Here is a 19,067-nt window from a genome sequence, read left to right on the forward strand (position 1 = left end):
GATGCTATACCACCTTTTTGACTATATCGACAAAACTTTTGATTTCCCTGGAGCTGGAGTATTTAAATATATTTCCTTCAGGGCAGGCATGGCTACATTGGTTTCCTTGTTGATCACCATTACTTTGGGTAAAACCATTATTGACTGGATCAGAAAAAAATCTATTGGAGAAACAGTTAGAGAACTGGGTCTCCAAGGACAATTGGAAAAAAAGGGTACCCCCACAATGGGTGGAGTCATGATTATGGCTGCCATTGTTATTCCTACCCTTCTTTTTGCTAATATTTATAATATTTACATCATTCTATTGCTGGTAACAACACTTTGGCTGGGAGCCATCGGTTTCCTGGATGATTATATCAAGGTATTTAAAAAGAATAAAGAAGGCCTTGCTGGAAAATTTAAAATTGTAGGCCAGGTCGGTATTGGTATCATCGTAGGTACCACCCTCTATTTTCATGAGGATGTAGTGGTGAGAGAATTTCACGACAGCGTATCTATAGAAGAAGGAATGGTGGCTACTCCCTCTTTTGAGGATGTAAAGTCCATGAAGACAACGATTCCTTTTCTCAAAAACAATGAGCTAAACTATGATATCGTCTTTGGTTTTCTGGGAGAAAGCTTAACCCCATTTCTCTATATCCTTTTGGTGATTTTTGTGGTTACAGCCGTTTCCAATGGCGCCAATATTACGGATGGGATAGATGGATTGGCTGCAGGAACTTCGGCAATCATTGGCCTAACCATAGCCATTTATGCCTATATAAGTGGAAATGTTACCTTTTCTCAATACCTGAATGTAATGTTTATCCCTAATTCTGGTGAGTTGGTGATTTTCTGTTCGGCTTTTGTAGGGGCATGTGTTGGTTTTTTATGGTACAATTCCTACCCAGCTCAGGTGTTTATGGGGGACACAGGTAGCTTAATGATTGGTGGTGTGATAGCAGTGCTATCCCTGACCTTAAGAAAGGAATTGCTCCTTCCAGTTTTGTGTGGAATTTTTCTTATCGAACTGCTTTCTGTCATAATCCAGGTAGGTTATTTTAAATACACAAGGAAAAAATATGGTGAGGGAAGAAGGGTCTTTTTAATGTCTCCTTTACACCACCACTATCAGAAAAGAAATATCCCTGAAGCCAAAATAACTGTACGGTTTTGGATTTTGGGAATCTTGTTTGCCATCATGGCATTGGCGACATTAAAATTAAGGTAAATGCAGAAGACAGTAATTTTAGGATCCGGAGAAAGTGGCTTTGGCGCTGCTTTATTGGCCCATAAGCATGGGCACAGGGTTTTTGTGTCTGATGCGGGAAAGATTAAAGAAGAGAAAAAAAGCGTTTTTTCAGAAAAAAACATCGCTTTTGAGGAAGGCCAACACAGTTTAAATCTTCTTTTGGATGCGCAAACTGTCATCAAATCGCCAGGTATACCATTTGAAGCCCCGATTGTTGTAAAATTAATGGCCGCAGGGATAGCCGTAATAGATGAACTGGAATTTGCCCATACCTTTTCTAAAGGCAAAGTGATAGCCATCACCGGCACCAATGGAAAAACCACTACTACCCTGCTTATTTATCACTTGATGAAAAGTGCTGGTATGGATGTAGGGCTGGGTGGAAATGTTGGTCAAAGCTGGGCATTACAATTGGTTGAGCAGGATTACAGTTGGTGGGTTTTGGAAGTGAGTAGTTTTCAAATAGAGGGATTTGTTGATTTGAAACCTACAATCGCCATTCTATTGAACATTACACCTGATCATCTGGATAGGTATCAGTATAAGCTGGAAACATATGCTGCCGCAAAAGTGAAACTTACTGACAAAATGGTTGAAGGAGACCATTTGATCTTTCATGTGGCGGATAATAATATTTTGAGCGCCATGGAAAATAGGATAGGCAAACCAAGCCTAGTGCCCATTGCCCTGGAAAAACAAACATTAACCAAGGGATATATTCAGAACAATGAATTACACCTCGAACTTTCTGGGTCAGAATGGTCCTGGCCAACAAGCGAGATGGTGCTCCATGGAGAACATAATTTAATCAATACGCTGGCAGCAACATCGGCAGCGATATTGGCAGGCGCACCTATGGAGAAAATAGGGCCTGCGCTTAAAAGTTTTGTGAATGCTGCCCACAGAATGGAAGAAGTGGCGGAAGTCAAAGGCATAAAGTTTATCAATGACAGTAAGGGTACCAATGTGGATGCTACCGCCTTTGCACTGAGTGCTTTTCAGGAACCATTGATATGGATAGCTGGAGGAGTGGATAAAGGAAATGATTACAGCTTATTGGATGAGAAGGTAATAGATCATGTCAAAGTGTTGATTTGCCTTGGGAAGGAAAATGAAAAGCTAAAAATAGCTTTCTCAGGCAAAATACCGATTATCCTAAGCACAGAAGACATAAGGGAAGCCGTACAATGGGCTTCTGATTATGGAACATCAGGAGATGTAGCCCTTTTATCTCCTGCTTGCGCAAGTTTTGATTTGTTCAAAAATTACGAGGATAGAGGTGATCAATTTAAAGAGGCGGTATTAAGATTAAAGGATAAAAATTAATGACGAAGGTAAAAATCTGGCTGGAAGACAACTTAAAAGGCGACCTAATTATTTGGGGAATCGTCCTTCTATTGTCTTTAATCAGTATTCTGGCTGTTTACTCAGCTACAGGTTCTCTTGCTTATAGAAGGATGGGAGGGAATACGGAAATATACCTGTTTAAACACAGCGCTTTGATTCTTGCCAGTTTGGTTGTTATGTGGGCGGTGCACAATATCCCCTACAAATACTTTTCCAAGTTGAGCCTATTTGCACTTTGGGTAAGTGTGCCATTACTTATGATCACTTACCTCTTTGGCTCTACCATCAATGAAGCCAATAGATGGCTAACTGTCCCAATAATTAATCAGGCATTCCAACCTTCTGATTTGGCCAAATTAGCCCTTATATCCGCAGTAGCTGGAATGTTGGCAAAACGACAACGGAAGATTACAGATATAAAAGGAACATTCATTCCTATCATCATTTGGATTGGCATCATCTGTTTACTTATTGCGATAGCCAATATGTCCACAGCCGTCATGCTCCTTGCCACCTGCATGTTGCTAATGTTTATAGGGCGGGTTCCTTTAAAATACCTTATGGTAGTTGGCATGGTAGGCGCATTGGTGCTTTCTACTGCTATCTTGATGGGGCAAAGGGGTGGTGTTTTCTTTTCGAGAATAGAGAAATTTATGGATGATGATCCTGCTGGGATCCCATTTCAGGCCAAGCACTCTTATATAGCCATTGCCACCGGAGGCATTTCTGGCAAAGGTCCAGGAAATAGTGAACAGAGGAATATTCTTCCCCACCCTTATTCAGATTTTATTTATGCCATTATCATTGAAGAGTATGGCATGATCGGGGGAGGATTTGTGCTTTTTCTTTACCTGGCCCTACTCTATAGAGGTATGCGGGTGGTCGCCATTTCCACCCGGCCATTTGGCGGTTTGTTATCGGCTGGCCTGAGTTTTTCTCTGGTAATACAGGCCATGATAAACATGGGGGTAACCGTAGGATTGGTTCCTATTACTGGATTGCCATTGCCCATGGTGAGTATGGGGGGGACTTCCCTGATATTCACAGGGATATCCTTAGGGATTATATTAAGTATTAGCCGGGGTGATCATGAAGATGCCTTCGTAAATGAACAAAAATCGATCAATAGAAAAGTTAAAGTAGCATAAAGAATTGAATAACACTGGAGGAACATATCGAATCATAATTAGTGGTGGAGGCACTGGTGGACATATCTACCCTGCCATTGCCATTGCTAAGGCTTGGAACGAAAAATATCCAGAAAGTGAAGTCTTGTTTGTAGGAGCAGAAGGCAAAATGGAAATGCAAAAAGTGCCTGAAGCAGGCTACAAAATAGAAGGATTAAAGATAGCCGGGTTACAAAGAAGATTGACACTTGAAAACTTAAGCTTTCCTTTTAAAGTGTTGAGTAGTCTCCAAAAAGCGAAAAAAATAATTCGAAATTTTGATCCGCACCTGGTGGTTGGAGTTGGAGGATATGCCAGTGGCCCTGTCCTTTTTTCCGCTCAACGAAAAGGCCTACCTACGTTAATACAGGAACAAAACAGTTATGCAGGACTGACCAATAAACTATTGGCAAAAAATGCAAGTGCCATTTGTGTGGCCTACCCTGACATGGAGCGCTATTTCCCTGCCGCTAAAATCAAGTACACCGGCAACCCTGTAAGAAAGGACATCCTCTCGATAGCAGATAAGAGGGCAAAAGCATTGACTCATTTTGGGCTTAACCCTGATTTACCTGTAATCCTATCCATTGGAGGGAGTCTGGGCGCAAGAACACTCAATCAGGCCCTGCTTCATTCAATGGCAGATTTTGAAACCAAGGGCTACCAGGTTTTATGGCAAACAGGGAAGTTCTATTATGAAAAAACCATTGAGCAAGTAAAAGCCTCTGGTGTCAAAGGGATTTATCCTTTGGAGTTTATCAAGGACATGGATCTCGCATATGCTGCTGCTGATCTGGTGATTTCCCGGTCTGGTGCTTTATCGGTTTCCGAACTAAGCTTGGTAGGAAAACCAGTGATTTTTATCCCTTCTCCGAATGTGGCTGAAGATCATCAGACCAAAAATGCCATGGCCTATGTTTCGCAAAAAGCAGCATTAATCCTTCAGGATGATGATGCAATTGAACAATTAGGCCCTATGGTACACTCCTTGCTTAATGACCAAGGGAAACGAGATAAATTGTCTCAAGAAATAAAAAAACTGGCAAAGCCTGAGGCAGCCAAAGATATCGTCAAAGTAATGGAAGCACTGATACAATGAATTTAAAAAACTTACATAGCGTCTTTTTTCTAGGGATTGGAGGAATAGGTATGAGTGCCATTGCCAGGTGGTTCAATCATATTGGAGTTCCTGTGTATGGTTATGATAAAACGCCATCTCCATTAACTGAAGCGCTTGAGGCGGAAGGAATGCAAATAAGTTACGAAGATGAGAGTAGTAGTATTCCTGAACCGTTTAAAACTTCGGGTGCCGACAAATTAGTGGTTTGGACCCCTGCTGTACCTCAAACCAGCAAATTGTACAAGTACTTTGAAACAAATGGATTTGCTATTCAGAAGAGAGCTGCGGTTTTGGGTCTGATCACAAGAAATATGGAGTCTGTAGCCATAGCAGGCACACATGGAAAAACCACTACTTCTTCCATGGTCGCACATTTGCTAAAACATGCAGGATATAATACTGCTGCATTTCTAGGTGGCCTTACTCAAAATTATAAAAACAACCTTATCCTTCATGACGAGGGAAGTACAGATTCTCCAGTAGTGGTAGTGGAAGCCGATGAATTTGATCGTTCTTTTCTACACCTCCACCCTGACCTGAGTATAGTCACCAGCATAGATCCAGATCACCTGGACATCTATGGGGATGCAGAACAATTGATGGAGGGTTTCGCCGCCTTTATAAGGCTTACCAACCCGGATGGCAAATTGATCATCCATCAGAATGCTTACGAAAAAATCAAACAAAAAGAATTAGGTGCTGCTCCGGTTTACCTGTATGGCTTGCATTCCGGCAACATCCATGCAGACAATATTAAAGTAGGTACGACTTCTTTTACCTTTGACTATGTAGCAGAAGGCCAAAGAATTGATGGTCTTGTATTAGGGGTTCCAGGCTTTCACAATATTGAGAATGCATTGGCGGCAGTGGCCGTAGCTATTCATTATGGGCTTTCAAAGGAGGCAATAATAGATGGTATTGGCACCTATAAAGGCGTGAAAAGAAGATTTGAAAAGATATACAATAGTGATCGCATCACCTATATCGATGATTATGCACACCACCCTGAAGAGATCAAAGCCTTTTTGCAGTCGGTAAAAGCGATGTATCCAAACAAGAAAATAACCGCTGTATTTCAGCCGCATTTATTTACACGTACAAGAGATTTTGCCAATGGTTTTTCTGAAAGTTTGTCCTTGGCAGATGAAGTCATTTTACTAGACATATACCCAGCAAGGGAGCAACCTATAGCAGGTATTACTTCAGAGATGTTACTTCCTGAAATCACAAGTCTTAATAAATGTGTGATTTCAAAAGATGATTTAATAACCCATTTGGTTCAACATACCCCGGAGGTTTTAGTAACCATTGGTGCCGGGGATATTGATCGTTTGGTAAAACCAATTGAAAAATGGATAAGAGATGATGATAAATAAGGGATGGAAACTTAAAAAGTCCTTCCTGATGATAATATTGGGGATGACCTTGGTTGGCTTTATTGCTTTTACAGAGCATAAGACAGAAAGTCGTGCACTTTCTGAACTGGACGTTTTTGTAGAGGGAGTGAGTGATGTTTACTTTGTTGATGAAAAAGAAGTTATTGAATTATTGACGAATGCATTCCCCAGCTTACTTAGCAATACGGCAAAGGAAAGGATCTCCATTCATGAAGTAGAAAAAAAGGTAGAAGCACATCCTTTTGTGAAAAAGGCAGAGGTGTTTGAAAATTTAAAGGGCACTTTAATGGTAAAAGTGAGCCAACATGTGCCCATTGCAAGGATTGTTCGCCCAATGGCTGCTGATGGATACATCAGTTCCTCTGGCAAAATTCTCCCCACCTCATCCAACTACACCACCAGGGTTTTAATTCTGACAGGTAGCAAAGCGGAGGCATTGTTAAAGGAAAGTGACCTTTCAATAAAAAATGCGCCATTGATGGAATTAATAAAATTCATCAATTCAGACCCTTTCTGGTTGGCTCAAATCAGTGCTTTGGAACTACTTGCTAATGGAGACATCAATATGTACCAACAAGTAGGGAAACAGGTGATAGAGTTTGGTAAGGCTGAAGATATTGAAATAAAGTTTAGAAAAATAAAAACCTATTATAAGAAAATCCTACCAGAAAAAGGATGGAATACTTATGACCGGGTCAATGTAAAATATAAGGATCAAATTATTTGTGAATAATTGTTAGCGCTATGGAAAACGAAAAACTCATTGTAGGACTGGATATTGGCACCACAAAAATATGTGCCATTATAGGCCGAAAGAACGAATATGGAAAGCTAGAGGTGTTGGGTATGGGTAAAGCAGTTTCTGATGGCGTAATCAGGGGCATCGTTACCAATATTGACAAAACGGTAAATGCAATTACTAAAGCAGTAAATGAAGCATCCGAAATGTCAAATGTGGACATTGGTGAGGTGATTGTGGGTATAGCAGGCCAACATATCCGAAGCTCTATACACCATGGTGTGATTATCAGAAACCCTAAGGACGAAGAAATTACTGTTGAGGATGTCCGCAGGTTGTCCAATGACATGGAAAACATAGTCGTTCCTCCAGGCAATAGTATTATTCATGTGATGCCACAAGACTATACGGTGGATTATGAAGAAGGCATTCGTGACCCTGTTGGAATGTCCGGCGCGCGAATGGAAGCAGACTTTCACATCATCACTGCTCAGTCTGCTGCTATAAATAATATTGATCGTTGTGTAAAGCGAGCCAACCTGCAATCCAAATCTTTGATCCTTGAGCCATTGGCAAGTTCTTTATCTGTCCTTAGTGACATGGATAAAGAAGCTGGTGTATGCTTGGTAGACATTGGCGGAGGTACGACAGATGTAGCCATATTTTACGACAACATAATCAGGCATACTGCTGTAATTCCTTTCGGAGGAAATATCATTACAGCAGATATAAAAGAAGGTTGCATGGTCATGCAACATCAGGCTGAATTGTTAAAAACAAAATTTGGAAAGGCAATAGCCGAAGAAGCCAATCCAAATGAAATAGTATCTATACCTGGATTGAGAAACCGACCACCAAAAGAAATTTCCGTTAAAAATCTTGCTTCAATTATCCAGGCAAGAATGGAGGAAATTATAGAAATGGTTCAATCAGAAATAGCAACCAGTGGTGTTTACAAAAAACTCGCTGGCGGCATAGTATTGACCGGTGGTGGTTCATTGCTTCATGGAGTCGGCCCGCTTTTTGAATACATCACGGGACTGGACACTAGGATAGGCTATCCAAATGAACACTTGGGCAAGTCCAAAGTAGATGATGTTAAAAGTCCAATGTATGCTACTACCGTAGGTCTGGTATTGGCTGGATTTAGAGGGTTAGATGATAGAGAGGACACCTATCGATTGAAAGAAAGCTTGAAAATCCCGGAAGGAAAGAGAGGGTTAAGAACAGATCAGATAGGAAGTGATATTTTCGGGTCAATCACTAAAAAGCTAAAAAGATTCATTACTGATGATATAGGAGATGACTCCGGACAATATTAATATCAGAAGTAAGAAAAAAAATCAGTATTCAAAGAGGAAAAATGTCAAGCATCATGAAAGACTATAAATTTGATATTCAAAAAAACCACCGATCGATCATCAAGGTCATTGGTGTAGGAGGAGGTGGTTCCAACGCCGTGAATCACATGTTTAACCAGGGGATAAAAGACGTGGAATTTGTGGTAGTCAACACGGATTCCCAAGCTTTAAAAAGCAGTCCTGTCCCGCTAAAACTTCAAATAGGCGTTCACCTTACTGAAGGATTGGGTGCAGGCGCAAACCCTGAAAGAGGCAAAAATGCGGCATTGGAAAGCAAGGACGAAATTAGAAAACTCCTTGAAGACAATACCAAAATGGTATTTATCACCGCTGGTATGGGTGGTGGTACTGGTACCGGTGCTGCTCCTGTCATTGCTAAAATAGCCAAGGACATGGACATCCTGACTGTAGGCATTGTCACTGCGCCATTTATATTTGAAGGCAGGAAAAAAACTTCCTCTGCACAGGCTGGAATTGAAGCCTTGAAAGAAAGTTGTGACACCGTGCTTGTTATCCTTAATGATAAGCTTCGCGATATCTATGGTAATTTACCTATTCGCCAGGCATTTGGTAAGGCAGACAATATTCTAAGTACCGCTGCAAAATCCATCGCAGAAATCATCACAGAAACACAGGATGTAAACGTGGATTTTGAAGATGTGAAAACTGTCATGAAAGATGCCGGAGCAGCAGTAATGGGCTCTGCAATGGAAGAAGGCGAAGGAAGGGCTATAAAGGCCGCCGAAAAAGCCATTTCTTCACCATTGTTAAACAATGTGGATATAAAAGGTGCAGAAAAAATTCTGCTATCTATCATGTCTGGAGAAGAAGAAGAGTTGTCTATGGACGAACTGGTAGAAATCACAGAATACATCCAGGAAAGAGCAGGCGACATGGCGGATGTGATCTTTGGACAAGGTATAGATCCAGACCTTAAAAAAGCTATACGTGTTACGGTGATAGCCACTGGTTTTGAAACAAAATCCTTAGCAGCCAAAAACAATAAGGATAATGAAGAAGAGCCCACAAAAAAGGTGATTCATCTGGAATCGGGTAAAACCTCGAAAGAGGAGGAGGCTACAGTCTCTGGACAATCCGTAACTTTCACTGTACAGCAACCGCCCATGCCTGTTCAGGATCAAACAAAACAGGAAGAACCTGTAATCAATGATGTCGCCCCAAAGGTAAATCCTCAGCAAAGTAAAGCGACTGAGTCTGATGACAATGATTTTGAATATGTGTCTCCAGAACCTAAACAGGAACCTAAAAAAGTACTGTCATTATTTGACAAACCTGGTCAAGAGCAATATCCGCAAGAAGAAAAGGAAACAGAAGCACCAGCTGTCAATCAAGTGGATTATTTTGAACAAATCAAGGTGAAAGCACTTAAAAGAGCCCATGACAGGTTTGAGAAGTTAAGGCAAATGAGATCTGTGAATCAGACTCCAGAAGAATTCAAAGAAAAAATTGAAGTGCCTGCTTATCTAAGAAAAAAGATCAAACTTCAAGAAGTTCAACACAGTTCTGAAAGGAGTATTTCTAAATTTAACCTTAATGATGACAATGAAATCATTAGCAATAACAGGTTCTTGCATGACAATGTTGATTGACCTTTAAAAGTCAATCAACGATTTTGCTTGCTCATTTAAAAGTGCCATATACAACCTGTTGGTAACATGGTCCTTTGACATATTTTCCTCTATTTTTGCCAGTTTAATTTTATTGGCCAAAACATGCATACCCAGGTAATTGAAGATGTCGGTAAGGTGGCTAAGTGCGATGCCACCCCCGCCGATACCTGAGGAAATACCAACCAAGGCGCATTTCTTAGAACTAAAGCTGTTTGGATAGGTCATCCCATCAATAAAGGACTTTAAAATTCCAGGAAAAGAACCATTGTACTCAGGTACGATGAAAACAAACTTGTTCCCACTTTTAATTTTGTCATGAATGGCATTGAATGCTTTATTTTTGCCATTGTGCTCATACAAAGCGGTAAAAATAAAGTCGTCTGGAAGTTCCGAAAGGTTGATGATTTCTGCTTTGGCACCATGTTGTTCCAAAATCTCTTTATAAACAACAGCGATTTTCTCCGAAATTGCATTTTTACGATTGGTACCAACTATTATTTTAATCATAAAGGCTTTAATTTGATTATATTATTACAACCAAGGGGCATATAAAGTTTCTTATTTTTTATTTTAACCCGAAATAGGCACCAGACAAATGATTACTAAATGAAATCAATTCCTGCAAATGGCAAGTAAACCTTAATGAAAAAATCAGCATTTTAATTCGCAGAACCCCAATCTAAATTTGCCAAAAATTTCACCTACGATATAGTTATATCTACAAAGTTATAAAAGAAAGGAATCCATAACTTCAGGTGGATAAGCAATGTCAAAGAGGCAATTTACCTGTTTTGTGTGGCAATTTCAACACTAAATACAAGGATTTTGCCTATTTTAGTTAAAACTACAATTAACTTACAATCACTGAATCACCAAAACAATATGCATAAAGAGCTCGAAATCACCTACCTGGACAAAATCCACCAGGCAGTAACTCACCTAAAAGGTATAATTAATGGTAAACCTGAAATAGGTATAATTTCTGGTACTGGATTAGGAAGTTTGCTCAACGACATAGAGGTGATCACCGAAATCCCTTACCAAGAAATTCCGCATTTCCCTATCCCAACAGTTGTTTCACATCAAAGCAAATTAGTTCTAGGAAAGGTGGAAGGCAAACTTATTCTCGCTATGAAGGGCCGTTTTCATTATTACGAAGGCTATTCCATGAAAGAGGTAACCTTTCCTATCCGGGTAATGAAAATGCTGGGAATCAAATCCCTGATTGTTTCCAACGCTTCGGGAGGACTAAATCCTGATTTTAAAATCGGAGACATTATGATCATCGAAGATCATATAGACCTTTTTCCAGAAAACCCACTAAGAGGACCAAATTTAGAGGATTTTGGGGACCGATTTCCCGACATGAGTGAGGCATACAACAAGAAAATGATCCAATTGGCATTTGAAATTGCTCAACAAAACCAAATAAAACTACAAAGGGGAGTATATGCTGGAGTTCAGGGGCCAAACCTGGAAACGCCGGCAGAGTACAAATACTTGAGAACTATTGGCGCAGATGCGGTCGGGATGAGTACAGTTCCTGAGGTAATCGTGGCTGTTCAATCCGGAATGAACGTTTTTGCGCTATCGGCCATCACAGATCTTTGTACCCCTGGAAATATTAAGAAGGTTTACCTTCCTGATATTCTACAGGCAGCTGCCAAGGCAGAACCTAATATGCGTAAAACCATTCTGGAACTATTAAAGAAAATTTAGCCTTCGGAGGCCAAACCCGGTTCTAAATGAAAATCAGGTGAATGGATATTTAGGCGATGTTTTTTTCACCTCCTATAGTACAGCAATTGAGTATCTCGGGTTTGACTCAAAAAACATTATTGTTACTTCTTTAAGTAAAAATTCCTTCTTGGAACAATTCTTGGATTGCTTAGATTAAAAACATAGCAATTATGGAAAAAGTATTAATTATTGGTGCGAACGGAAATATAGGACGCATACTATCGGAAAAACTTTCAGACCACCCTAACTATACCCCTGTGGCAATGGTTAGGAAAGAAGCTCAAGAAGATCATTTTAAAAACAAGGGCATATCCACCGTTATTGCCGATTTAGAACAAGATTTTGGCCATGCCTTTCAGGGGATTGACAAAGTTATCTTTGCTGCTGGATCAGGAGCTAAAACTGGAAAAGACAAAACAGATCTGGTAGACAAAAAGGGAGCCATAAAAAGTGTTGATTTTTCGATTAAATATGGCGTGAGGAAATTTGTAATGCTAAGTTCAAGAGGAGCAGAGAACGCAGAAAAGGCAGACGAATCCATGCAGCATTATCTTCTGGCAAAAAAAGCAGCTGATGAACACTTAAAGGCTACCAACCTTCCCTATGCCATTGTAAGACCAGGGAGTTTAACGGATGGCCCTTATACTGGAAAGATAAAAGTAGCCGATATTTTCAATGAAAAAGGTGACATTTCCAGGGCTGATGTAGCAGCTGTTTTGATTCACATGCTCGATCATGGAATAGATGGAACACAGGTTTTTGAGATTTTAGGAGGGAAGGTAGACATTGAAGATGCCATACGTTTATTCCTTAAAACAGGTCAGGAAGTAACATAATATTTCTTATTTTAAAGATTTTAGCCATTTATCATTTTTTTAGTTAAATTTATTGGAACAGTAACCCCAATAACTCAAACTATGATTCACTGGCTTTCTTACTTGTTTACCACTGTTTTATTAAACACCTCTCCAGAACCACAATTTATAGCCCAAATTCTGGATGACAATATTCAAATCGGCTATGGCCTCGCCATTGGGGATGTAGACGGTGATGGAAAACCTGACATTTTATTGGCTGACAAAAATGAGTTTGTCTGGTACAGGAACGGCGATTGGAAACGTTTTGTAATGGTCAAAGACCTTACCGAATATGACAATGTCTGTATTGCCGCAAGGGACATCAATGGCGATGGCATGGTAGAAGTGGCAGTAGGAGCCCAATGGAATCCGGGAGAAACCTCAAATGAACAAAAATCCGGATCGGTACATTACCTTATCCGACCAGATGACCCAACCCAAGCCTGGGAACCTGTAAAGTTACACCATGAACCTACCGTTCATCGTATGCGGTGGGTAAAGGCCAATGACAACTTGTTTCATTTGCTCATGCTCCCCCTCCATGGAAGAGGTAATAAAGGAGGCTCAGGGGAAGGCGTTAAAGTGATCGCTTATGAGCAAATAGACAAAGAAGGTCGGGACTGGAAACATTGGGTCTTGGATCAAAGCATGCACGTTACCCATAACATGGAGACTTCTCCCGGTGAAACAGGTGAAACATTGTACATAGGTGGCAAAGAAGGCGTCAAGGCCTTCTCTTTTCAGGATGGTAAATGGACATCAAAATACAAAGAAGGCTGGCTGATTAATGAATACGGATTTGGTGAAATTCGTGTTGGAAAAGATGCAGTAGGAAACTCCTTTTTAACTGGTGTGGAACCCTTTCACGGGCCAACCTTATCCGTTTATACTGTCGACAAAAAGCCTTTTGCCATGGAAAACCTAAATCGGACCCTCCTAACTTCCGCTATGATGCAGGGACATGGGCTTGCCACAGCAGATTTGCTCAATATGGGTGAAGACCAGATTGTAGTTGGCTGGAGAGAAGCCAATGACGATGGCGACCTGGGTATAAAAATGTTTGTTCCACAAGAAGATGGTTCTTGGGAGAAACACTGGCTGGACAAAAATGACATGGCTTGTGAGGACCTGAAAGTAGCAGACCTTGACGGTGATGGCAAACCTGAAATTATAGCTTCAGGAAGAGCGACAAAGAATTTGAAAATATATTGGAACAAAAGTTATTGATCCAAAATTAACAATAAAAATAAACCCAAGCTAAACAGCCCCCTCATGTATCAATACCTAAAAAGCATCTCAGCGACACTCCTACTTTCAATGGGAATCGTACTACTCAGCTCTGCGCAGGATCTTTCACCATTGGCAAATACATTTATAGAAAGTTTAAGTCCTGAATTAAAAAAGCAAGCTTGCTTCCCTTTTGATCACTCAGAGCGATTCAATTGGCACTTTGTTCCTCGGGAAAGGAATGGCCCTACCTTTCATGACTTTGACCAAACACAAACCACGAATGCCTTGAATTTGATGAGGGCTTCCTTGGGCACTTCCGGTCAAGAAAAAGCTGCGGCTATTATCGAACTGGAAAATGTATTGAGAGCCGTTGAAAACAGGCCTGAAAATGATACTTACCGGGATCCATTAAATTACCACTTCAGTGTTTTTGGTCAACCTTCAGCTGACAAAGCCTGGGGCTGGAGATTGGAAGGGCATCATTTGTCTTTAAATTTTTCCTCTGCCAAAGGAACCATCACCTCCTCCACCCCATCTTTTATGGGGTCAAACCCAGGTATCATTTTGGAAGGGCCTCATATGAACAGGCAGGTTCTGGCAGATGAAACCAACGTAGGATTCCAATTATTGCATTCATTGAATGATACCCAAAAGAAACAGGCTGTTTTTGCCAACAAGGCGCCAGCAGACATTATCACTTCCAATGACCGAAAAGCGAAAATTCTAGATCAGACGGGTGTAAAAGGAAGTGACCTTCAACCCAAGCAACTGGCCTTACTTAAGGAGCTTGTAGAAGTTTATCTTTCCAGATACACAGCAGAATACCATGCGGACTTATTGAAGCGAATTGAAAATTCAGGTTGGGAAAAAATGTCTTTTGCCTGGGCAGGAGCAGAAACGAATAGCGTTGGCCATCCTCACTATTATAGCATTCAGGGTGCTGGACTACTAATTGAGTATGACAATGTTCAAAACAATGCCAATCACGTACATGCAGTGGTAAGAGACCTTCAAAATGACTTCGGAGGAGATCTGCTTCAAAGCCATTATTTACAAGATCATTTGGGCAATAATGTTGACCATAGTGCCGAGTAAGTATACGAAAACTAGCCGATTTGTATCACAGATCGACTTAAGGAATAGCCCATAATCGATATTGTGGGCTATTTTTGTTCTAACGAAAGAAGAATTAACCAATACAATAGTTGCTTGATCTAAACAACCTTTTTCTTAATCTCAGGAGAAGGTCTATAGGCATAATATTGTAAAACTTCTTCCAGTGCCATTTTGAGGGCTTTGTTTACGGGTAAAATTTTATTCCCCATGTGAAAGTCTATTTGATTCAATTGCATATAATAGTCAGTAAAAATCGGCACATTCAAGCCTTTTGCAATGGCCTCGACCGTAGCATTATAATGATCGGCTTGACCTTCTTTGATAATTTTACAGGTAGCCAATCTTAAATTGCCATATTTATCCTTATTGGCAGCAAACCCAAACAGCCGACAAATTAAACCCCGGTATTTGTAATCACTACAACGACCCTGACCATTAATGGTTAGTGGTTTATAAATAAAACAAGAGGGACTATGCGTTTCCTCAAGCTTGGTGAGGGTGCTTTCTGCTTCACCATTTAAAAACAGGTGAAAAGCCCAAGGTAAAAATTCTAAAGGAGAGGCTTCAATATCAGGGTAGGTACAACATTTACCACAACCAGAAACACAGCCCATTCCTGATGCTTGTTCAAACTGAGCGCTTTCTTGCTCCAATTGGTGAAAAAGTTTTTCCACCAATTCCACTTTTCGCTCTATAGACATTATTTTTTATCGAAGGTAGACTTAAAAATGCTATAAGATGATGTTTATTTATAAAAAGAAAGCGTGTGGTTTTATTTTAGAATCTCCATAAAATTATTTCAGACATAAAGGTATAACTCGGTCTAAACCAAGAACAAATCAATTCCTGAATCCAAAGAGGGGATAAATGGTTAAAATATTAATAGCTTATCTCCATGATTTCAAAAACCCTATCTGCTTTGGCCAGTTTCAAAATTGCTTTGTCTCCAACTTTCTTGTCTATTAATAATCTTGCAATTGGCGAAATAAAGGAGATTTTCCCTTTGGCAACATCCGCTTCGTCTACACCTACAATTTGATATTGATTGAGTTTGCGCTCATCCCCTATTTTGAAGGTTACCATTGCTCCAAACCGCACAACATTTTGAGGCTGCTTGCCCAAATCCACTATTATGGCAGAATTTATACGGCTATTTAGCAATTGCAATTTTGCGTTGATATGATTAAAGGCAATTCTCCGTTCTTTCTCATTGCTGTGGTCCAACTGCTCTCTTTCCGCTATCAACCTTTCCTTTTCTTCCAAAAGTTCATCCATACCGATCCGGGTTACGTAATTGGTTACTCCCTCTGGTAAGTCGGCTCTAGGGGGAACCATTGGAATTTCTTCCTGATCGTCTTCTTTTACAAATCCTCTACTCATGGTTATCTAATTATTAATAAAAATTTTCTTTAAAAACTGAGTTTGAGTTTTGATGATTTTACCTGAAATATGCATTAAACCTTCTATTAGGTGATAGCCCCACTTCAAAATCATCCACTTAACTGATATTATCCACTCTACATGACGGTATACAGGTTCACCATAGCGGTGCTATCGCTCAGTTTTCAAATAGCTTGATTTTTTGTCATTACACCAATCATAAACCTCTTTTGCATAATGCGAGTTTAAAACCGACCTAATCATCATAACCAGCCCTTTTGTGGAGGGCTGCTAAGGGTGGTAAAGGAGGGATGCCTTGCTTTGCCAAGGATTCCCCCAACTTTCTCCGCTCAATGTTTTACAGCCTAACTCAGGTTTATGCCTCTGGACCTACAATCCTTGTCCAGCTTAGTTTTTTTCCACAAAAAGAAGGCCTAATTTATTAACTTATGAAAAAAATTAATAAAGCCATTTAAATAATATCAGAAGATGTTAAGTTTATAAAAATGGGAAAAGATCACTTTCTATATCAGGTTTTAAAAATATCGCTTGGCTCAATATTGCTTCAAGACCTACTATTCCTTCCATCAGATGGGGGAATTATTTTTGAAGATAATGGGATAGTTCATTTAACTGTTTTAACCCCTGCCTTTTCCAAAAAGTCCATCAACCCTTCAAATTCTTTTGGTGGAGCTTCTTGTAATTCAATGATTAAATGCTGCACATATTTATTGAAATTTATAGTGAATCCATTAATTGAATTGCTCTGCCACCATTTCTGCACACTTGGAAAACATAGCCACCATCGAATTACTTCATCCCATGCGCGCCACATTTCTTTATCAACCCCTTTCCTATTCCATTTAATATATCCTATTTCTAATCCAACAAAAACAGTGTACAAGTAACTTGTATACCTGAAATGTTCATTTGGCGTTAACTTTTTTCTTGATGCAAGTCCTTGCGCAATTATGTAGGACAGTTCTTTATTTGTAGCTATTAATTCTATAAAGTCAGAACGTCTACTGGTTATTACATCAATCGCCTCATTTTCAGACTGAATCCTGCTTCGTTTAATTTGCACCCCTAAATAAATTAAAGATGCAACTACGGCTGCAGCTGATATAATCTCTGCATATAAGTATGCTTGTTCTAGGTTCATATATTGTATTATTTGATCCAATTATATTTTTCCATCTGACTACAGGCTGTGGTTATCTTTTCAGGATAATTTTTACTTAGGTATTTGATGAATTCATATTTTTACGCTTAAAACTGTTTGATTATGAAAGTTCGGAAACAAATTGATGAAGTTTCAACATGGCTGGTTTAACACCTTTGCGTAAACGTTCTAAAATCAACTGTAAGGCTATATTGTCCTTTGAGATGTTTGCCACTAAATGACTGAAACCATCCAACCTATTATGACAAAGCCATTTTGATAGTTTTGGGTCCTGATTCCACCGATGTTGATTCATCATAGAACCCAATAGCATTTTTATCCAATCAGTATCATGATTAGGCAATTCCACTACACTGCATAATTCATTTTTATGATGTTCCTCAGGATAAGAAGCCTCTATGTGGGCAATTAATGCTGCACTAAATACTATTTGACCCCCTCTAATTGTTTGTAGGGTAATGGTATTCCCAGAGAAAACAGATTTTGACTCTCCGTGACTAAGTGCATTGGCAGAGCAGTCCACAAAAACATTTCCGGGTTTGGTGTCGATTGAGCCAATTTCAAAAGTGATTTTGTTCTCACCAATATGTTCCACATGGCCTTTTCGAACTATTTTCTTTATTCTCCTAAGCTGCTCTAATTCTAATTTACTGACAGTAGCACCTCGGAACATTTTTGGTTTCACATTTGTATCAATTCTTAGCAAAACGCCAGCCTTTTCGAGTTTGAGGAATAAATCTGAGATCGATTCTGCTTGTACCAAGGCCTCAAATGTAGAAGCCTGGTCGTTCAAAAAATACTTTAAGTCTTCTTCAGTAGGTTGGAGGTTCTTTCGATCTATCAACCATGCATCTCTGGAGACAATCCACGTGATATCATCAGGATGAACATGATTTTCTAAAAGCCATAAACAAGCGTCTATTCCAGTTTTCCCACCGCCAATTATCACAAAACCTGTAGGTGTTTGCTTAAGGTTAACTAAGCCATTAATAGGTATACAGTACACCTTGGCATCTCTCGTATAATTAGATTGGTGGTTGGCCGGCACTTTGGTTTTCATGTAGGTAGCATCAACGAATTTCTTCTTTACCTTCACCTGATGGCGTTCATTCGTTAGAAGAGATTTAAACTCTCCTCCACCAATGTATTCGCACAATGGGAAAAATCTAACACGACCGCTTGGTAAAAACTTATCGTGCATTATATCGTCATAATAGGTTTTAATAGCCGATCCGGAAGCCAGTTTATTGAGGCCCTTATTATACCCTACTTTGTCTTTACCTTCTCCTCCCAATTCAGTCGAACTTACCCCATAGTAAGTGGAAGGTTGGTGAAGCCTTACGAAAGGGTAAGCCAGGTTCCAATGACCTCCTGGCTTGTGAAATTTATCGACCAGGATCAAGTTGGCATCGGTCTCTGATAATATGGTATCAGTAAACGCCATTCCTACCGCTCCACATCCCACAACCAAATAATCCGTTTCGAGTACTGTTTTATTTTCAGCCTCTTTCATGCATGCTTAACTTTAGTTTAACAATAACCCTTAAGTTTACACTACTTTTACCT

Annotated in this window: 17 protein-coding genes; 12 read left to right on the forward strand and 5 right to left on the reverse strand. The window is 39.8% G+C overall.

All coding sequences use genetic code 11. The features are described 5' to 3' along the window. The first annotated feature begins 1 nt into the window (after window position 1). Genes mraY through ftsZ form a run of 8 tightly spaced genes read left to right on the forward strand, consistent with a single transcriptional unit; the run spans window position 2 to window position 9,974 of the window. Window positions 2-1,213, forward strand: coding sequence for a phospho-N-acetylmuramoyl-pentapeptide-transferase (gene mraY / locus AC0L7T_RS23475; protein WP_473338822.1), 1,212 nt, complete (start codon window positions 2-4; stop codon window positions 1,211-1,213). Continuing rightward, entirely contained in the window at window positions 1,214-2,560 is a 1,347-nt protein-coding gene (gene murD, locus AC0L7T_RS23480; RefSeq protein WP_473338823.1) for a UDP-N-acetylmuramoyl-L-alanine--D-glutamate ligase, read from the forward strand. Continuing rightward, window positions 2,560-3,729, forward strand: coding sequence for an FtsW/RodA/SpoVE family cell cycle protein (locus AC0L7T_RS23485; protein WP_473338825.1), 1,170 nt, complete (start codon window positions 2,560-2,562; stop codon window positions 3,727-3,729). Before murD ends, AC0L7T_RS23485 begins: the two co-directional genes overlap by 1 nt. A gap of 4 nt (window positions 3,730-3,733) precedes the next feature. Beyond that, window positions 3,734-4,846: an undecaprenyldiphospho-muramoylpentapeptide beta-N-acetylglucosaminyltransferase gene (murG, locus tag AC0L7T_RS23490; protein WP_473338826.1), complete on the forward strand. Its 1,113-nt coding sequence runs from the start codon at window positions 3,734-3,736 to the stop codon at window positions 4,844-4,846. Further along, window positions 4,843-6,243, forward strand: coding sequence for a UDP-N-acetylmuramate--L-alanine ligase (murC, locus tag AC0L7T_RS23495; protein WP_473338828.1), 1,401 nt, complete (start codon window positions 4,843-4,845; stop codon window positions 6,241-6,243). Before murG ends, murC begins: the two co-directional genes overlap by 4 nt. Further along, complete coding sequence (locus AC0L7T_RS23500; protein ID WP_473338829.1) at window positions 6,230-6,997, forward strand: cell division protein FtsQ/DivIB; 768 nt, start codon at window positions 6,230-6,232, stop codon at window positions 6,995-6,997. Before murC ends, AC0L7T_RS23500 begins: the two co-directional genes overlap by 14 nt. Before the next feature lie 11 nt (window positions 6,998-7,008). Then, the gene (ftsA, locus tag AC0L7T_RS23505; RefSeq protein ID WP_473338831.1) at window positions 7,009-8,325 is read left to right on the forward strand and encodes a cell division protein FtsA; all 1,317 of its coding nucleotides are present in this window, start codon (window positions 7,009-7,011) and stop codon (window positions 8,323-8,325) included. Between the two features lie 53 nt (window positions 8,326-8,378). Continuing rightward, entirely contained in the window at window positions 8,379-9,974 is a 1,596-nt protein-coding gene (gene ftsZ / locus AC0L7T_RS23510; RefSeq protein WP_473338832.1) for a cell division protein FtsZ, read from the forward strand. A 3-nt stretch (window positions 9,975-9,977) separates the two neighbouring features. Here ftsZ and AC0L7T_RS23515 read toward each other — a convergent pair whose 3' ends face one another. Continuing rightward, complete coding sequence (locus tag AC0L7T_RS23515) at window positions 9,978-10,502, reverse strand: NADPH-dependent FMN reductase (protein WP_473338834.1); 525 nt, start codon at window positions 10,500-10,502, stop codon at window positions 9,978-9,980. Window positions 10,503-10,877: 375 nt separating this feature from the next. Between AC0L7T_RS23515 and AC0L7T_RS23520 the strand changes: the two genes are divergently transcribed. The 4 genes from AC0L7T_RS23520 to AC0L7T_RS23535 all read left to right on the forward strand — a co-directional run bounded on the left by AC0L7T_RS23520 (window position 10,878) and on the right by AC0L7T_RS23535 (window position 14,917). After that, window positions 10,878-11,714: a purine-nucleoside phosphorylase gene (locus AC0L7T_RS23520; protein ID WP_473338836.1), complete on the forward strand. Its 837-nt coding sequence runs from the start codon at window positions 10,878-10,880 to the stop codon at window positions 11,712-11,714. Window positions 11,715-11,905: 191 nt separating this feature from the next. Beyond that, window positions 11,906-12,571, forward strand: coding sequence for an SDR family oxidoreductase (locus AC0L7T_RS23525; protein WP_473338838.1), 666 nt, complete (start codon window positions 11,906-11,908; stop codon window positions 12,569-12,571). Window positions 12,572-12,652: 81 nt separating this feature from the next. After that, window positions 12,653-13,819, forward strand: a complete 1,167-nt coding sequence (locus tag AC0L7T_RS23530) for an FG-GAP repeat domain-containing protein (RefSeq protein ID WP_473338839.1) — start codon at window positions 12,653-12,655, stop codon at window positions 13,817-13,819. A gap of 45 nt (window positions 13,820-13,864) precedes the next feature. Continuing rightward, the gene (locus AC0L7T_RS23535) at window positions 13,865-14,917 is read left to right on the forward strand and encodes a DUF3500 domain-containing protein (RefSeq protein WP_473338841.1); all 1,053 of its coding nucleotides are present in this window, start codon (window positions 13,865-13,867) and stop codon (window positions 14,915-14,917) included. A gap of 119 nt (window positions 14,918-15,036) precedes the next feature. On the opposite strand, the gene AC0L7T_RS23540 is transcribed toward AC0L7T_RS23535, so the two are convergent. The 4 genes from AC0L7T_RS23540 to AC0L7T_RS23555 all read right to left on the reverse strand — a co-directional run bounded on the left by AC0L7T_RS23540 (window position 15,037) and on the right by AC0L7T_RS23555 (window position 19,014). Beyond that, a complete protein-coding gene (locus AC0L7T_RS23540; RefSeq protein ID WP_473338842.1) occupies window positions 15,037-15,639 on the reverse strand; it encodes a YkgJ family cysteine cluster protein in 603 nt (200 codons plus the stop codon). A gap of 178 nt (window positions 15,640-15,817) precedes the next feature. Next, the gene (locus AC0L7T_RS23545; protein WP_473338843.1) at window positions 15,818-16,318 is read right to left on the reverse strand and encodes a GreA/GreB family elongation factor; all 501 of its coding nucleotides are present in this window, start codon (window positions 16,316-16,318) and stop codon (window positions 15,818-15,820) included. Between the two features lie 625 nt (window positions 16,319-16,943). Beyond that, complete coding sequence (locus tag AC0L7T_RS23550; RefSeq protein ID WP_473338844.1) at window positions 16,944-17,480, reverse strand: hypothetical protein; 537 nt, start codon at window positions 17,478-17,480, stop codon at window positions 16,944-16,946. Window positions 17,481-17,601: 121 nt separating this feature from the next. Continuing rightward, window positions 17,602-19,014 carry a type III PLP-dependent enzyme domain-containing protein gene (locus tag AC0L7T_RS23555; RefSeq protein ID WP_473338845.1) on the reverse strand — a complete coding sequence of 471 codons (1,413 nt, stop codon included), beginning with the start codon at window positions 19,012-19,014 and terminating at the stop codon, window positions 17,602-17,604. Window positions 19,015-19,067: the final 53 nt, after the last annotated feature.

Source organism: Cyclobacterium sp. 10D3-21, assembly GCF_055809755.1.

Excerpts from the sequence above, each read along its gene's own strand:
- mraY (WP_473338822.1), top strand. The coding sequence starts at position 2 with ATGCTATACCACCTTTTTGACTATATCGACAAAACTTTTGATTTCCCT.
- murD (WP_473338823.1), top strand. The coding sequence starts at position 1,214 with ATGCAGAAGACAGTAATTTTAGGATCCGGAGAAAGTGGCTTTGGCGCT.
- AC0L7T_RS23485 (WP_473338825.1), top strand. The coding sequence starts at position 2,560 with ATGACGAAGGTAAAAATCTGGCTGGAAGACAACTTAAAAGGCGACCTA.
- murC (WP_473338828.1), top strand. The coding sequence starts at position 4,843 with ATGAATTTAAAAAACTTACATAGCGTCTTTTTTCTAGGGATTGGAGGA.
- AC0L7T_RS23500 (WP_473338829.1), top strand. The coding sequence starts at position 6,230 with ATGATGATAAATAAGGGATGGAAACTTAAAAAGTCCTTCCTGATGATA.
- ftsA (WP_473338831.1), top strand. The coding sequence starts at position 7,009 with ATGGAAAACGAAAAACTCATTGTAGGACTGGATATTGGCACCACAAAA.
- ftsZ (WP_473338832.1), top strand. The coding sequence starts at position 8,379 with ATGAAAGACTATAAATTTGATATTCAAAAAAACCACCGATCGATCATC.
- AC0L7T_RS23515 (WP_473338834.1), bottom strand. The coding sequence starts at position 10,502 with ATGATTAAAATAATAGTTGGTACCAATCGTAAAAATGCAATTTCGGAG.
- AC0L7T_RS23520 (WP_473338836.1), top strand. The coding sequence starts at position 10,878 with ATGCATAAAGAGCTCGAAATCACCTACCTGGACAAAATCCACCAGGCA.
- AC0L7T_RS23525 (WP_473338838.1), top strand. The coding sequence starts at position 11,906 with ATGGAAAAAGTATTAATTATTGGTGCGAACGGAAATATAGGACGCATA.
- AC0L7T_RS23530 (WP_473338839.1), top strand. The coding sequence starts at position 12,653 with ATGATTCACTGGCTTTCTTACTTGTTTACCACTGTTTTATTAAACACC.
- AC0L7T_RS23535 (WP_473338841.1), top strand. The coding sequence starts at position 13,865 with ATGTATCAATACCTAAAAAGCATCTCAGCGACACTCCTACTTTCAATG.
- AC0L7T_RS23540 (WP_473338842.1), bottom strand. The coding sequence starts at position 15,639 with ATGTCTATAGAGCGAAAAGTGGAATTGGTGGAAAAACTTTTTCACCAA.
- AC0L7T_RS23545 (WP_473338843.1), bottom strand. The coding sequence starts at position 16,318 with ATGAGTAGAGGATTTGTAAAAGAAGACGATCAGGAAGAAATTCCAATG.
- AC0L7T_RS23550 (WP_473338844.1), bottom strand. The coding sequence starts at position 17,480 with ATGAACCTAGAACAAGCATACTTATATGCAGAGATTATATCAGCTGCA.
- AC0L7T_RS23555 (WP_473338845.1), bottom strand. The coding sequence starts at position 19,014 with ATGAAAGAGGCTGAAAATAAAACAGTACTCGAAACGGATTATTTGGTT.